This is a genomic window from Companilactobacillus nuruki, assembly GCF_002872255.1.
GTDB lineage: Bacteria > Bacillota > Bacilli > Lactobacillales > Lactobacillaceae > Companilactobacillus > Companilactobacillus nuruki.
This window is the reverse complement of sequence record NZ_NIPR01000052.1, coordinates 49,491-63,314: the sequence shown is the minus strand read 5'-3', so window position 1 is coordinate 63,314 and position 13,824 is coordinate 49,491. Positions and strand designations below refer to the sequence as shown.

Below are 13,824 nucleotides of genomic sequence, written 5' to 3'. Positions count from 1 at the left end.
TCAAATTATCAAATTCTGACATTTCTGCCTGAATTATAATTTCTATTTCTTCTTTTATAAATACTTATTAATAAAGTAATGGCGATAATGACAAATACCAAGGTTTCTAATATAGTAAAAATACCATCAGCGATAGTTACCTTACCAGACATTAATTCACCTGAAACGCTAAATACTAGAGTATCAAGTAAAGTGTGAAAGATAACTGGAAGATAGAATAGGTCACTGTAAAGATAAAGCGCACACATTAATAATCCCATACCAAAGGCAAAGATAACTTGAATGATAGTATTAGCTAAATTTTGACCAGCAGTAACATTTCCTAAATGTATTAGACCGAAACAAAGACTACTTATTACGGAAGCGTAGAGAATACGGTATTGATAATTATAAAAGGCAGACAACAGAATGGTCAAAAAGGCATATCTAAAGAGTAACTCTTCAGCAATTCCGGCTTCCAATCCCGTTAAAATGTGCTGTGGTTTGAATGATACACCTGAAAAGTTGAAATGGACAAACGAAAGTAATAGATTATCGCCACTGCTAAAAGCATTCCACATAACAAACCAAATTCCTACTACTATAAGAAGAATTAAAATTATTGAATTAGAGTCCTTTGACAATGTTATTTTAGGCCAAGAATAATCCCAACGGTTCATAATAAGAAGAATCAGAGTTAGAAAAGTAATTGCTCCAAGAAAGTTAGAGTTATTCAATAGTCCTATCAGAGGATGAAAATAGATAATTGTTCCATAGGTTACAATACTTAGTGCACTCATTGCAATAACATCAAAAGTGAAAAAGGCAATTAACAATTGAAGCAGTTTATTTTGAATCATTCCAAAGAAGACAATCATGTATGGAATATACATAACAATCATTGTGACCAAAAACAATCCAATTGAACTCGGCAAGAGCCAGTTATAGAATTTCGTTGTGAGAATAATTAAATAATGGAAAGATTCGGCAATTATGAATACTTGAAAGAATAGCTGAAATAAATAATTGATCCGGCTGATGAAATCCTTGTGATCATTTTTTAAGTACAACGCGCAAAGATTTAAAATTAACGGACCGAAGAGAAATAAATTTTGAGTTGTTGCACTGTAACTAAAGATAACTAAAGTATTAAAGATTACTTGGGCCTTAAACAAATAAAAATAAATTTTATCTTTATTATTTGCTGAAAACCTGTTATTATAACTAAATTCGAGATTATTATTCAAATTGCACCTCCATCATTTCTTAGAGTATAGTTGAAAAATGTTTTTTAAGAAAGCGTCTTTCATTTAAAAAAATACTTGAATTCACCTTGAAAATGTGGAACTTATCGTGTAATATTATAAGAGTGCTTATTTCATATAGAAGTATGTACCAAAGTGATATTGAAATAATATCGACGGTTTAGAAGTGAGAGGTTGCGACACACCCGGCCGCTTTGCCACGGCAGGGCTGGCGGATATTTTCACGGAGCCGGTCATCTTGAAAGAGACAAAAAGGAGGTAACCCCATGGCAAGTCAAAAAATTCGCATTCGTTTGAAGGCTTATGAACATCGTATTCTAGATCAATCAGCTGACAAAATTGTGGAAACAGCAAAGAGAACTGGAGCTCAAATTTCAGGTCCAATTCCGTTGCCAACAGAACGCTCACTATATACAGTGCTAGCATCACCACATAAGCATAAGGATTCTAGAGAACAATTCGAAATGCGTACACATAAAAGACTTATCGACGTTGTTAACCCAACAAAGAAGACGGTTGATTCACTTATGAAGTTGGATCTACCATCTGGTGTTGACATTGAAATCAAATTATAATTATTAAAAAATAAATTATTGGAGGTGCAAACATGGCCAGAAAAGGTATTCTTGGTAAAAAAGTCGGAATGACTCAAATTTTCACTGACAACGGTGAATTAGTTCCCGTAACAGTTGTTGAAGCAACACCAAACGTTGTTATGCAACTTAAAACTGTTGAAAATGATGGTTATGAGGCCGTTCAACTAGGTTTTGAAGACAGACGTGAAGTTCTATCTAACAAACCAGCCAAAGGTCATGCAGAAAAGGCAAATACAACTCCTAAACATTACATTCGCGAATTCCGCGATGTTGAAATGGGAGACTACGAATTAGGTGCCAACGTTACAGTTGATACATTTAATTCTGGTGATATTGTCGACGTTACAGGTATAACAAAGGGACACGGAATGCAAGGTAACATCAAGCGTTTTGGTCAAGCTAGAGGTCCAGAAACTCACGGTTCTAGATATCACCGTGTTGCTGGTTCAATGGGTGCCATCATTAACCGTGTATTCAAAGGTAAGATGCTTCCAGGTGTTATGGGTAACAACCGTGTTACTACACAAAACCTAGAAATCGTTAAAGTTGATACTGAACGTAATGCAATCATGATTAAGGGTAATGTACCCGGTGCAAACAAATCATTAGTTAAAATCCAAACAGCTGTCAAAGCTAATCAAAAATAAGGAAGGAGGAAATGAGTTATGACAAAAATCACAGCTTACAAAGATAACGGTGCTGAGAACGGTACTGTTGAAGTTCAAGACGCAGTCTTTGGTATCGAACCAAACAACGACGTTGTTACAGATGCAGTTATTATGCAACGTGCATCAATGAGACAAGGTACACATGATGTTAAGAACCGTTCTGAAGTACGTGGTGGTGGTAGAAAACCATGGCGTCAAAAGGGTACTGGACGTGCTCGTCAAGGTTCAATTAGATCACCTCAATGGGTAGGTGGTGGTGTCGTATTCGGCCCTACACCTAGATCATACGCATATCACCTTCCTAAGAAGGTTAGCCGTTTGGCATTGAAGTCTGTACTTTCACAAAAGGCTGCTGACAGTAACCTAGTCGTTATTGACTCAATTTCATACGACAAGCCAAGTACAAAGGCTTTTGCACAATTACTAAATACAGTAGGTGCTGATAACAAAGCCCTTGTAGTTGTTGAAGATGGTAACGTCAACGTTGCTTTATCAGCAAGAAACATCGATAAAGTTAAAGTTGTTGCACCAGAAGGTGTTAACGTTCTTGACGTTATCAATGCTAACAAGTTAGTTGTTACACAAGCAGCACTTTCTAAAATTGAGGAGGTGCTTGGATAATGAACGCAAGAGACGTAATTATTCGCCCTGTTGTTACTGAAAGTTCAATGGATGCTATGAGCGATAAGAAATATACTTTCGATGTTGCTTTAGATGCTAACAAGGTTCTTGTTAGACAAGCTGTTGAAGAAATTTTCGGTGTTAAAGTTAAACAAGTAAATATCATGAATGTTTCTGGTAAGAAGAAGCGCCAAGGCCGTTATGTTGGTTTTACAGCAAAACGTCGTAAGGCTATTATCACTCTTACAGCAGATTCAGATGAAATTAAGATTTTTGACGAAGAATAAATAAGGAGGTCAAATAATGGCGATTATCAAGTATAAACCAACCACAAACGGTCGTCGTAATATGACAGGTTCAGACTTTTCAGAGATTACTAAAACAACTCCTGAAAAGACACTTCTAGAATCACAAAGCCATACTGCTGGTCGTAATTCATATGGTCATATTACAGTGCGTCACCGTGGTGGTGGACACAAACAAAAATACCGTGTTATTGATTTCAAACGTATCAAAGACGGTGTTAAAGCTACAGTTAAGTCAATCGAATATGATCCTAACCGTACTGCTAATATTGCACTTATTCACTATTCAGATGGTGTTAAATCATACATCTTAGCTCCTAAGGGTCTTGAAGTAGGACAAGTTATCGAATCTGGTAAAGATGCAGATATCAAACCAGGTAACACACTTGCACTTGCTGATATTCCTGTTGGTACAACAATTCATAACGTTGAATTGAAACCTGGCAAGGGTGGTCAAATCGGCCGTTCAGCTGGTACATCAATCCAATTGCTTGGTAGAGATGGTAAGTACTCAATCTTACGTTTACCTTCTGGTGAAGTTCGTTTGGTTCTTTCAACTTGCCGTGCAAGTATCGGTGCTATTGGTAATGAACAACATGAACTTATTAAGATTGGTAAAGCTGGTCGTAAGCGCTGGTTAGGTATGAGACCTACAGTTCGTGGATCAGTTATGAACCCTAACGATCACCCACACGGTGGTGGTGAAGGTAAAGCTCCTATCGGTCATCCATCTCCAATGTCACCATGGGGTAAGAAGACTCTTGGTAAGAAAACTCGTTCAACTCATGCCAAATCTGAAAAGCTTATCGTTCGTCATAGAAAAGGTAAGTAAACTATTCATTAGAATAATATAAGGAGGACATAAGATGAGTCGTAGTTTAAAAAAAGGACCATTCGCTGATGCACACCTTCTAAAGAAGATCGATGCACAAGCTGATTCTGACAAAAAGTCAGTTATCAAAACATGGTCAAGACGTTCAACAATTTTTCCTAGTTTTGTAGGATACACAATCGCAGTTCATGATGGTCGTAAGCATGTTCCAGTTTATATCCAAGAAGATATGGTTGGACACAAATTAGGCGAATTCGTACCTACACGTACTTTCCATGGTCATGCTACTGATGACAAGAAGACAGTTAAGAAATAAGAAGGGAGACTTAAATGATGGCAGAACAAGAAATTACATCTGCAACAGCTAGAGTTACTAATGTGCGTATTGCACCTCGTAAGGCTCGCCTTGTTATTGACTTGATCAGAGGCAAGCAAGCTGCTGAGGCACTTGCAATTTTGCAATTCACACCAAGAGCAGGCTCTCCAATTATTGCTAAAGCTCTTAAGTCAGCAATTGCAAACGCAGAACATAACTTTGATTTAGATGCACAAAACTTATACGTCAGTGAAGCTTTCGTTGACGAAGGACCAACTCTAAAACGTTTCCGTCCTAGAGCTAAAGGTTCAGCATCACCAATTAACAAGAGAACTAGTCACATTACTGTTGTAGTAAGTGAAAAAGAATAGGAGGTAACTTTAGTGGGTCAAAAGATTAATCCAGTCGGATTCCGTGTCGGTGTTATCCGTGACTGGGATGCCAAATGGTATGCAAACAATAAAGACTTTTCAACATTTTTACATGAAGACCTTAAGATTCGTAAGTATATTGAAGACAAACTTTCAAATGCTTCTGTATCAAGAATCGAAATCGAACGTACTGCTAAGAACGTTACTGTTTCAATTCATACTGCTAAACCAGGTATGGTTATCGGTAAAGGTGGTTCTGAAGTTGAAAAATTACGTAATGAACTAAATAGTTTAACTAACAGAAACATTCACATCAACATCATCGAAATCAAGAAACCTGATTTAGATGCAAAACTTGTTGGTGAAAGTATCGCCCGTCAACTTGAAGCTCGTATTGCTTTCAGACGTGCACAACGTCAAGCAGTTCAACGTACAAGACGTGCAGGTGCTAAAGGTATCAAGGTACAAATTTCAGGTCGTTTAAACGGTGCCGACATGGCTCGTCGTGAATGGCATACAGAAGGAACTGTTCCTTTGCACACATTACGTGCTGATATCGATTATGCTTGGGTTGAAGCAAAGACAACTTATGGTAATTTAGGTGTTAAAACTTGGATTTATCGTGGTGAAGTTCTTCCTGCAAAGCCACAACATAATGACCAAAATTCTGAAGAGAAGGGAGAATAATCTATGCTAGTACCAAAACGTGTAAAACACCGTCGTGAATTCCGTGGTAAGATGCGCGGAGAAGCTAAAGGTGGCAAAGAAGTTACATTTGGTGAATATGGTTTGAGAGCACTTGACTCAAGCTGGATCACAAACAGACAAATTGAAGCAGCCCGTGTTGCTATGACTCGTTACATGAAGCGTGGTGGTAAGGTTTGGATTAAAATCTTCCCTCATAAATCATACACTGCTAAGGGTGTTGGTGTTCGTATGGGTAATGGTAAAGGTGCTCCAGCTGGTTGGGTAGCTCCAGTTAAACGCGAAAAGATTTTGTTTGAAATCGGTGGCGTTTCTGAAGAGACTGCTCGTGAAGCTTTGAGACTTGCATCACACAAACTACCCGTTAGAACTAAGTTTGTAAAACGTGAGGAAGTAGGTGGCGCTGATGAAGGCTAGTGAAATCAAAGAGCTAACTGCTGCTCAATTGCAAGATAAAGTTAAAGAATATAAAGAAGAACTATTCAACTTGCGTTTCCAACAAGCCACAGGCCAATTGGAAAATACAGCTCGTTTAAAGGCTGTAAGAAAAAACATTGCAAGATTAAGAACAGCTCAAAATCAAAAGAATAACGAAAAATAATAAACAGGAAGGGGACATCAAGTTGAGCGAAACACAAGAGACTCGTAACCGTCGTAAAGTATATCAAGGACGCGTTGTTTCAGATAAGATGGATCAAACAATCGTTGTTGTTGTTGAAACTACAAAACAACATCCAGTTTATGGAAAACGTGTTAGATATTCTAAGAAGTATTACGTTCAAGACGATAACAACGAAGCAAAAGTTAACGATATTGTACGTATCATGGAAACTCGACCTTTGTCAAAGACAAAGCGCTTCCGTTTATTAGAAATCGTCGAAAAAGCAGTCACAATCTAGACTATAACTGATGAGAGGAGGGCCAAAACGTGATTCAACAAGAAAGTCGTCTAAAAGTTGCAGATAATTCTGGAGCTCGTGAAATTCTAACTATTAAAGTTCTTGGTGGTTCAAACCGTAAAACAGCTAATATCGGTGATATTATCGTTGCTACTGTTAAACAAGCAACACCAGGTGGCGTTGTTAAAAAGGGTGACGTTGTTAAAGCTGTTATTGTAAGAACTGTATCAGGTGCTCACCGTACAGATGGTTCTTACATCAGATTTGATGAAAACGCCGCAGTTATTATTAATGCTGATAAAACACCTAGAGGAACACGTATCTTCGGACCCGTTGCTCGTGAACTACGTGATAACGATTTTATGAAGATCGTATCCCTAGCACCAGAAGTGCTATAAAAAGAACAATTAAATTCAGGAGGTGCTGAATAGTGTTTGTAAAAACTGGAGACAATGTCAAAGTTATTGCTGGTGAAGCTAAAGGCAAGACAGGTGTAGTTAAAAAAGCTATTCCTTCTGCTAACAAAGTTATCGTCGAAGGCGTTAACGTTGTAAAGAAACACTCTAAGCCAAGCAATTCTCAACCCCAAGGTGGAATTGTTGATGTTGAAAGAGCTATTAGCGCAACTAACGTTAAAGTTGTAAGTAAGACAACTGATAAAGAAGATAAATAAGAAAGGAGAAAACTAAATGGTTAACGCATTAAAAGAAAAGTACGTTAGCGAAATTACACCATCAATGATGAAGAAATTTAACTATTCATCAATTATGGAAACACCTAAGGTCGACAAGATCGTTCTTAACATGGGTGTTGGTGATGCTATTGCTAACTCAAAGAATCTTGACGAAGCTGTTGAAGAATTAGGTTTGATTGCTGGTCAAAAACCTTTGATCACAAAAGCTAAGAAATCAATCGCTGGTTTCAGACTTCGTGAAGGTATGTCAATCGGTGCTAAGGTTACACTACGTGGTGATCGTATGTATGACTTCCTTGACAAACTAATCAACATTGCTCTACCACGTGTTCGTGATTTCCGTGGTGTAAGTACACGTTCATTCGATGGTCGTGGTAACTATACACTAGGTGTTAAAGAACAATTGGTTTTCCCAGAAATTGACTACGATAAGGTTAACAAAATTCGTGGATTGGACATCGTTATTGTTACAACAGCTAACTCAGATGAAGAATCACGTGAATTGTTATCACAAATCGGTATGCCATTCGCTAAATAAATTAGGAGGTAAATTCATTGGCTAAGAAATCTCAAATCGTACGTAATCATAGACCCGCAAAGTATTCTTCACAAGCTTATACACGTTGCGAACGCTGTGGTCGTCCACATTCTGTATATCGTAAATTCAAGCTTTGCCGACTTTGCCTTCGTCAATTGGCTCATGAAGGTCAAATCCCTGGTATGAAAAAAGCTAGCTGGTAAGATTTTTAATAAAAAAAGGAGGCAAATCAAATGGTCATGACAGATCCTATTGCAGATTACCTAACACGTATTCGTAATGCAAACATGGTTAAACATGAATCTCTAGAAATTCCTGCTTCAAACATCAAGAAGAGCATGACAGAGATTCTTAAGAATGAAGGATTTATCAAGGATTACGAAGTTATCGAAGATAACAAACAAAACGTGCTTCGTATTTTCTTAAAGTATGGTAAAGATCAACAACGCGTTATCTCAGGCTTGAAACGTATTTCAAGACCAGGTTTACGTAGTTATGTTGACTCAGATAACGTACCAAAGGTTCTTAACGGATTAGGTATCGCTATTTTATCAACTTCAAAAGGTGTTATTACTGACAAAGAAGCCCGCGCTCAACACGTAGGTGGAGAAGTAATCGCTTATATCTGGTAATAAACTTATAAAGTAAGGAGGTGCACTAATTTGAGTCGTATCGGTTATAAAGTAATTGAAATACCTGCAGGTGTTGAAGTTACTCAAAAAGATGAAAACATTACTGTTAAAGGCCCTAAGGGTGAATTAACAAGAGAATTCAATTCAAAAATCAAGTTGACTATCGAAGGTAACGAAGCTAAGTTCACACGTGAAAGTGATAACGACAAAGCTCTTCACGGAACAATGCGTTCAAACCTTAACAACATGATTATTGGTGTTACAGAAGGTTACGAAAAGAAACTTGAACTACGTGGTGTTGGTTACCGTGCACAAGTTAAAGGTGACACACTAACTCTTTCAGTTGGTTACTCACATCCAGTTGTTATGGACGCACCAGAAGGTATCAAGATCGAATCACCTTCAAATACAGAAATCAACGTTTTAGGTATTTCAAAGCAAAAAGTTGGTCAATTTGCTGCTGAAATCCGCGATGTACGTTCTCCAGAACCTTATAAAGGTAAAGGTATTCGTTATGTTGGCGAATATGTACGTCGTAAGGAAGGTAAGACTGGTAAATAGTTTTAAATAAATCTATGAGGTGAAAATTGTGATTACAAAACCAGACAAAAACAAAGCACGTCAAAAGCGTCAAAAACGTATCCGTGCCAAAATCTCTGGTACTGCTGAGCGCCCACGCTTAAACGTATTCCGTTCGAATAAAAACATTTACGCTCAAATTATTGATGACGTAAAGGGTGTAACGCTAGCAAGTGCCTCAACTCTTGATAAAGAAGTTAAAGACGGTTCAAAAGTTGAACAAGCTGAAGCTGTTGGTGCATTGATTGCACAAAGAGCTCAAGAAGCAAAAATTAGCAATGTAATCTTTGATCGTGGTGGTTATCTATATCACGGACGTATTCAAAGTCTTGCTGAAGCAGCTCGTGAAAATGGGCTACAATTCTAGAAGGAGGAAACCAAATTTATGACATATATCGATCCATCTCAATTAGAATTAGAAGATCGCGTTGTCTCAATCAACCGTGTTACTAAGGTTGTTAAAGGTGGACGCCGTCTACGTTTTGCTGCTATCGTAATCGTTGGTGACAAGAATGGTCACGTAGGTTTCGGTACTGGTAAAGCTCAAGAAGTTCCTGAAGCTATTCGTAAAGCTGTTGAAGATGCTAAGAAGAACCTTATTGCCGTTCCTATGGTTGGCTCAACAATTCCTCATGAAGTTATTGGTAACTTTGGTGCCGGTAAGATCATGTTGAAACCTGCTGAAGAAGGTTCTGGTATTGCTGCTGGTGGTGCTGTTCGTGCCGTTATTGAATTATCAGGTGTTGGTGATGTTACAAGTAAATCACTTGGAAGAAACACTCCAATCAACGTAATTCGTGCAACAATCGAAGGACTAAAACAACTTAAGACTGCCGAAAGCGTTTCTGAAATGCGCGGAATCTCAGCCCAAGAATTGCTTAACTAGAAGAAAGGTGTGTAATTATGGCTAAACTTAGAATTACCCTAACTAGAAGTGCAGCTCACCGCCTTCCTGCTCAACGTAAAGTCGTAAAAGAACTTGGTCTTGGAAGAGTTTCAAGTTCAGTTGTTAAGCCGGATGATCCTGCTATTCGTGGTGCTGTATTGAAAATCGCTCATTTAGTTAGCGTTGAAGAAGTTAAAGATTAATAAAATTATAAAAGATTAGGAGGTGCAATAATGGAACTAAACGAACTTAAGCCAAGTGCAGGCTCAAGACACTCAAGAAAGCGTCTAGGTCGTGGTACTTCAAGTGGTACAGGTAAAACTGCTGGTCGTGGTCAAAAAGGTCAATTGGCTAGATCAGGTGGTAAGACACGTATTGGTTTTGAAGGTGGACAAATGCCTTTGTTCCGTCGTATGCCAAAACGTGGATTCAATAACATCAACCGCAAGGAATATGCTATTGTAAACCTAAGTGATTTAAGTAAGTTTAATGACGGTGCTGAAGTTAATGTTGAAACATTGAAAGCAGCAGGCGTTATCAAGAAAGAATATAATGGTGTTAAGTTGCTTGCTAACGGTGAGGTTAGTGCTAAGTTAACTGTTAAAGTTGCTAAGAGTTCAGCTGCAGCTGTTAAAGCAATCGAAGCCGCTGGTGGCACTGTAGAGGTGATCTAATGCTTAGAACTATCAGAGATGCTCTAAAGGTAAAAGAAATTCGTAAGAAGATTCTATTTACCTTGATGTTACTTGTTATATATCGTTTGGGATCCCAAATTACCGTGCCCGGTGTTAATGCTGCGGCAATGGATAAGGTTGGTTCTACCGGCTTGGTTCCTTTATTGGATACTGTAACTGGTGGTGGTCTTTCAAACTACTCTATTTTCTCAATGGGTGTTTCACCATTCATCACGGCCCAAATTGTCGTTCAACTTCTACAAATGGACATTGTTCCTAAGTTTGTAGAGTGGAGTAAACAAGGTGAAGTTGGTCGTAGAAAGTTAAATCAAGTAACGAGATATTTGACGATTGTTTTAGGTTTTGTTCAGTCAATCGGTATTACTGCCGGTTTTAACCAATTAAGTGGTTTAGGATTAGTTAAATCTCCTAATATGCGAGCTTTCGTTACCATTGGTATCATTTTAACGGGTGGTACAATGCTTCTTACTTGGATCGGTGAACAAATCACTGATAAAGGTTTGGGTAATGGAGTTTCAGTAATTATTTTCGCTGGTATTATTGCTAGGTTCCCTAACGGACTACAACAAATTTACCGTGATTATATTACTAATGCTAGTTCTGCAGATCTTGCTAAGAATATTGGATTCCTTGTGGGTCTGGTAATTCTTGTTTTGATTGTTGTCCAGTTTGTTACATACGTTCAACAAGCCAATAGAAGGATTCCTATTCAATATACAAGACGTGCAGCTGGTAGTGGTAGTGAAAGTTTTCTACCATTGAAGGTTAACGTTGCTGGTGTTATTCCTGTTATCTTCGCAAGTTCATTTATTGTTACACCTCAAACTATTTTGATGGCGTTCCAAGCAAATCACAGTGGAGATCAATGGTATCAAGTATTAACAGAAATATTCAGTATGCAGACTACAACAGGTTCTATTATTTATACATTGTTGATTGTATTATTTACATTCTTCTATGCATTTGTTCAAGTAAATCCTGAGAAGCTTGCAGAAAACCTACAAAAACAAGGGGCTTATATCCCTGGAGTTTGGCCTGGTAATGAAACAATCAAGTTCATGTCAGGTGTGTTAATGAGACTATCAACCGTCGGAGCTGCGTTCCTAGGTTTGGTTTCATTACTTCCATTGTTGGCAGCTAACCTATTCAATTTACCTCAATCTATCGGATTAGGTGGTACGAGTTTATTGATTATCGTTGGTGTTGCTTTGGAAATGGATCGTCAATTACGTGGTCTTTTGATGAAGCGTGAATACGTTGGATTTATTAGATAATTGGAGATGTGACAATGAATATTGTATTGATGGGATTGCCTGGTGCTGGTAAAGGTACTCAAGCAGAAAAGATTGTTGAAGATTTTAAAGTTGTTCATATTTCAACTGGTGACATGTTTAGAGCAGCCATGGCTAACAAGACAGAAGTTGGTCTAAAGGCTAAAGGGTTCATTGATAAAGGTGAACTTGTTCCGGATGATGTTACCGAAGCTATCGTCGAAGAACGTTTAGCTGAAGATGATGTTCAAAAAGATGGATATATGTTAGATGGATTTCCGAGAACTCTTGAACAGGCTAACGCTTTACAGACAATTGCAAAGAATGTAAACAAACCGATAGATGCTGTCATCTATATCGATGTAAAGCCTGAAACATTAGTTGATCGTTTATCTGGAAGATATATTTGTTCTAATTGTGGAGCAACTTATCATAAAATTTACAATCCTACTAAGGTAGAAGGAACATGTGACGTCTGTGGCGGACATGAGTTCTATCAACGTGAGGACGATAAACCTGAAACTGTTAAGAATAGATTGAAAGTTAATATTGAAATGAATACACCACTAATTGACTTCTATGACAAGTTAAACTTGTTACATAAGATCAATGGTGAACAGGAAATAGATGAAGTTTATAACGAAGTAAAGAAAGTTTTACAAAGTCTGTAAGACTTTTTGCTTTGAATGTTTACATGTACGGAAAATTATTGTATAATTCGCCAGTATATGCAGAATAATTTCATCCCGTATGGAGGTTAATATCTTTGGCAAAAGAAGATGTCATTGAAGTAGAAGGTACAATTTCAGAAACATTGCCTAATGCGATGTTTAAGGTAAAGCTTGAAAATGGAGCTACAGTTCTAGCCCATGTATCAGGTAAAATCCGTATGCACTACATTAGAATTTTACCCGGTGACAAGGTTACCGTGGAATTATCCCCTTATGATTTAACCAAGGGAAGAATTACATATAGATATAGATAATAAGTTTTTTAATGGAATGGAGGTTCCACAATATGAAAGTAAGACCATCCGTTAAACCTATGTGCGAACACTGTAAGGTAATTAAGAGACGCGGTCGCGTCATGGTTATTTGCTCTGCAGATCCAAAGCACAAACAAAGACAAGGATAATTAATAGGAGGTGTATTGATTAATGGCTCGTATAGCAGGTGTAGATTTACCTCGTGATAAGAGAATCGTTATCGCCCTAACATACATTTTTGGTATTGGCGAAACAACAGCTCAAAAAGTACTTAAAGATGCTGGCGTATCAGAGGATATTCGTACAAGAGACTTAACTCCTGATCAAGAAGATAAAATTCGTGCAGAAGTTGATAAAGTTCGTGTCGAAGGTGACTTACGTCGTGAAGTAAGTATGAACATCAAGAGACTACAAGAAATTGGCTCATATCGTGGTATGAGACATCGTCGTGGGTTGCCAGTTCGTGGACAAAACACAAAGAATAACGCAAGAACTCGTAAGGGTAAGAAGACTACCATTGCAGGTAAGAAGAAGTAATAATAAGATAGGAGGTTAATCATGGCACAAAGTAAAGGTCGTAAGCGCCGTACTAAGAAGCATATTGAAGCTGGTGTTGCACATATCCACTCAACTTTCAATAACACACTTGTTATGATCACTGATGTTAACGGTAATGCCGTTTCATGGTCATCAGCAGGTGCACTAGGATTCAAGGGTAGTCGTAAATCAACACCATTTGCCGCACAAATGGCTGGAGAAGCAGCTGCTAAAGAATCAATGGAACATGGTATGAAAACAGTCGAAGTAGCTGTTAAAGGTCCAGGATCTGGTCGTGAAGCTGCAATCCGTTCACTACAAGCTACTGGTTTGGAAATTACTGCTATTCGTGATGTTACACCAGTTCCTCATAATGGTTCTCGTCCTCCAAAGCGTCGTCGTGTATAGAATGGTTGTATACCCATATGAACTAAGCTACACACATTTCGT

At 38.0% G+C, this 13,824-nt stretch carries 28 protein-coding genes; 27 read left to right on the top strand and 1 reads right to left on the bottom strand.

Annotation, left to right across the window (positions count from 1 at the left end; genetic code table 11):
- Positions 1-8: 8 nt before the first annotated feature.
- The gene (locus tag CBP76_RS10795; protein ID WP_102196876.1) at positions 9-1,226 is read right to left on the bottom strand and encodes a CPBP family intramembrane glutamic endopeptidase; all 1,218 of its coding nucleotides are present in this window, start codon (positions 1,224-1,226) and stop codon (positions 9-11) included.
- A gap of 284 nt (positions 1,227-1,510) precedes the next feature.
- Between CBP76_RS10795 and rpsJ the strand changes: the two genes are divergently transcribed.
- From rpsJ to rpsK, 27 genes are all read left to right on the top strand, one after another.
- Entirely contained in the window at positions 1,511-1,819 is a 309-nt protein-coding gene (gene rpsJ / locus CBP76_RS10790) for a 30S ribosomal protein S10 (RefSeq protein ID WP_010018513.1), read from the top strand.
- A gap of 32 nt (positions 1,820-1,851) precedes the next feature.
- The gene (rplC, locus tag CBP76_RS10785; protein WP_102196875.1) at positions 1,852-2,487 is read left to right on the top strand and encodes a 50S ribosomal protein L3; all 636 of its coding nucleotides are present in this window, start codon (positions 1,852-1,854) and stop codon (positions 2,485-2,487) included.
- 18 nt (positions 2,488-2,505) lie between these two features.
- Positions 2,506-3,129, top strand: a complete 624-nt coding sequence (rplD, locus tag CBP76_RS10780; RefSeq protein ID WP_102196874.1) for a 50S ribosomal protein L4 — start codon at positions 2,506-2,508, stop codon at positions 3,127-3,129.
- Positions 3,129-3,416 (top strand): 50S ribosomal protein L23, encoded by a 288-nt coding sequence (rplW, locus tag CBP76_RS10775; RefSeq protein ID WP_102196873.1) that lies wholly within the window; start codon positions 3,129-3,131, stop codon positions 3,414-3,416. Before rplD ends, rplW begins: the two co-directional genes overlap by 1 nt.
- A gap of 16 nt (positions 3,417-3,432) precedes the next feature.
- Positions 3,433-4,266 carry a 50S ribosomal protein L2 gene (gene rplB, locus CBP76_RS10770; RefSeq protein WP_102196872.1) on the top strand — a complete coding sequence of 278 codons (834 nt, stop codon included), beginning with the start codon at positions 3,433-3,435 and terminating at the stop codon, positions 4,264-4,266.
- Positions 4,267-4,300: 34 nt separating this feature from the next.
- Positions 4,301-4,582, top strand: a complete 282-nt coding sequence (rpsS, locus tag CBP76_RS10765) for a 30S ribosomal protein S19 (RefSeq protein ID WP_041501334.1) — start codon at positions 4,301-4,303, stop codon at positions 4,580-4,582.
- A gap of 17 nt (positions 4,583-4,599) precedes the next feature.
- Positions 4,600-4,953, top strand: coding sequence for a 50S ribosomal protein L22 (gene rplV, locus CBP76_RS10760; RefSeq protein WP_102196871.1), 354 nt, complete (start codon positions 4,600-4,602; stop codon positions 4,951-4,953).
- A 12-nt stretch (positions 4,954-4,965) separates the two neighbouring features.
- Positions 4,966-5,640: a 30S ribosomal protein S3 gene (gene rpsC / locus CBP76_RS10755; protein WP_102196870.1), complete on the top strand. Its 675-nt coding sequence runs from the start codon at positions 4,966-4,968 to the stop codon at positions 5,638-5,640.
- A 3-nt stretch (positions 5,641-5,643) separates the two neighbouring features.
- Positions 5,644-6,075, top strand: coding sequence for a 50S ribosomal protein L16 (gene rplP / locus CBP76_RS10750; RefSeq protein WP_102196869.1), 432 nt, complete (start codon positions 5,644-5,646; stop codon positions 6,073-6,075).
- On the top strand, positions 6,065-6,259 hold the full coding sequence (gene rpmC, locus CBP76_RS10745) for a 50S ribosomal protein L29 (protein WP_010018524.1): 195 nt from the start codon (positions 6,065-6,067) through the stop codon (positions 6,257-6,259). The genes rplP and rpmC overlap by 11 nt, the downstream gene beginning before the upstream one ends.
- Positions 6,260-6,281: 22 nt before the next feature.
- On the top strand, positions 6,282-6,557 hold the full coding sequence (rpsQ, locus tag CBP76_RS10740) for a 30S ribosomal protein S17 (RefSeq protein WP_102196868.1): 276 nt from the start codon (positions 6,282-6,284) through the stop codon (positions 6,555-6,557).
- Positions 6,558-6,586: 29 nt separating this feature from the next.
- Positions 6,587-6,955, top strand: a complete 369-nt coding sequence (rplN, locus tag CBP76_RS10735) for a 50S ribosomal protein L14 (protein ID WP_025084417.1) — start codon at positions 6,587-6,589, stop codon at positions 6,953-6,955.
- Between the two features lie 32 nt (positions 6,956-6,987).
- Complete coding sequence (gene rplX / locus CBP76_RS10730; RefSeq protein WP_102196867.1) at positions 6,988-7,230, top strand: 50S ribosomal protein L24; 243 nt, start codon at positions 6,988-6,990, stop codon at positions 7,228-7,230.
- A gap of 16 nt (positions 7,231-7,246) precedes the next feature.
- Positions 7,247-7,789: a 50S ribosomal protein L5 gene (gene rplE / locus CBP76_RS10725; RefSeq protein WP_102196866.1), complete on the top strand. Its 543-nt coding sequence runs from the start codon at positions 7,247-7,249 to the stop codon at positions 7,787-7,789.
- 17 nt (positions 7,790-7,806) lie between these two features.
- Positions 7,807-7,992, top strand: a complete 186-nt coding sequence (locus CBP76_RS10720) for a type Z 30S ribosomal protein S14 (protein ID WP_057881438.1) — start codon at positions 7,807-7,809, stop codon at positions 7,990-7,992.
- 30 nt (positions 7,993-8,022) lie between these two features.
- Entirely contained in the window at positions 8,023-8,421 is a 399-nt protein-coding gene (gene rpsH / locus CBP76_RS10715; protein WP_102196865.1) for a 30S ribosomal protein S8, read from the top strand.
- Between the two features lie 30 nt (positions 8,422-8,451).
- On the top strand, positions 8,452-8,982 hold the full coding sequence (rplF, locus tag CBP76_RS10710) for a 50S ribosomal protein L6 (protein ID WP_102196864.1): 531 nt from the start codon (positions 8,452-8,454) through the stop codon (positions 8,980-8,982).
- Between the two features lie 19 nt (positions 8,983-9,001).
- Entirely contained in the window at positions 9,002-9,367 is a 366-nt protein-coding gene (gene rplR, locus CBP76_RS10705) for a 50S ribosomal protein L18 (RefSeq protein WP_281258479.1), read from the top strand.
- A gap of 18 nt (positions 9,368-9,385) precedes the next feature.
- Positions 9,386-9,886, top strand: a complete 501-nt coding sequence (gene rpsE, locus CBP76_RS10700) for a 30S ribosomal protein S5 (protein WP_102196862.1) — start codon at positions 9,386-9,388, stop codon at positions 9,884-9,886.
- A gap of 17 nt (positions 9,887-9,903) precedes the next feature.
- Positions 9,904-10,089, top strand: a complete 186-nt coding sequence (gene rpmD, locus CBP76_RS10695; RefSeq protein WP_102196861.1) for a 50S ribosomal protein L30 — start codon at positions 9,904-9,906, stop codon at positions 10,087-10,089.
- A gap of 30 nt (positions 10,090-10,119) precedes the next feature.
- Positions 10,120-10,560 (top strand): 50S ribosomal protein L15, encoded by a 441-nt coding sequence (rplO, locus tag CBP76_RS10690; protein WP_102196860.1) that lies wholly within the window; start codon positions 10,120-10,122, stop codon positions 10,558-10,560.
- The gene (gene secY, locus CBP76_RS10685) at positions 10,560-11,855 is read left to right on the top strand and encodes a preprotein translocase subunit SecY (protein WP_102196859.1); all 1,296 of its coding nucleotides are present in this window, start codon (positions 10,560-10,562) and stop codon (positions 11,853-11,855) included. Before rplO ends, secY begins: the two co-directional genes overlap by 1 nt.
- 14 nt (positions 11,856-11,869) lie before the next feature.
- Entirely contained in the window at positions 11,870-12,523 is a 654-nt protein-coding gene (locus CBP76_RS10680) for an adenylate kinase (RefSeq protein WP_102196858.1), read from the top strand.
- Positions 12,524-12,618: 95 nt separating this feature from the next.
- Positions 12,619-12,837, top strand: a complete 219-nt coding sequence (gene infA / locus CBP76_RS10675) for a translation initiation factor IF-1 (RefSeq protein WP_010018544.1) — start codon at positions 12,619-12,621, stop codon at positions 12,835-12,837.
- A 32-nt stretch (positions 12,838-12,869) separates the two neighbouring features.
- On the top strand, positions 12,870-12,986 hold the full coding sequence (gene rpmJ, locus CBP76_RS10670) for a 50S ribosomal protein L36 (protein WP_010018546.1): 117 nt from the start codon (positions 12,870-12,872) through the stop codon (positions 12,984-12,986).
- 22 nt (positions 12,987-13,008) lie between these two features.
- Positions 13,009-13,374 carry a 30S ribosomal protein S13 gene (gene rpsM, locus CBP76_RS10665; protein ID WP_057891234.1) on the top strand — a complete coding sequence of 122 codons (366 nt, stop codon included), beginning with the start codon at positions 13,009-13,011 and terminating at the stop codon, positions 13,372-13,374.
- Positions 13,375-13,395: 21 nt separating this feature from the next.
- Entirely contained in the window at positions 13,396-13,782 is a 387-nt protein-coding gene (gene rpsK, locus CBP76_RS10660) for a 30S ribosomal protein S11 (RefSeq protein WP_041501351.1), read from the top strand.
- Positions 13,783-13,824 lie beyond the last annotated feature (42 nt).